1 protein-coding gene is annotated in these 244 nt (G+C 61.9%); it reads left to right on the top strand.

The features are described 5' to 3' along the window. A partial coding sequence (locus tag AC0IW9_RS31700) for a glycoside hydrolase domain-containing protein (RefSeq protein WP_471652252.1) occupies positions 1 to 244 on the top strand: 244 nt, incomplete at both ends.

Raw genomic sequence — 244 nt, 5'->3', positions numbered from 1 at the left:
CCACGCCGCCGATCTTCGACGACAGCTATTATGGGCAGGTCATCCACGAGATCCGCGAGATGCAGATCGTCGATATGGGCCAGTACGCACACGGCAACCAGCCGATCCAGCACATGATCTACCTGTACGATTGGGCGGGCCAGCCGTGGAAGACGCAGTTCCACGTCCGCGACGTGATGCGGAAGCTCTATTCCTCCGCGCCGGACGGCTATCCGGGCGACGAGGATAACGGCCAGACATCGGC

The sequence above is a fragment of the Belnapia sp. AC561 genome, from assembly GCF_979252845.1.
Note: the sequence above shows the minus strand (reverse complement) of the source record. Positions and strands in the feature narration are given on the sequence as shown.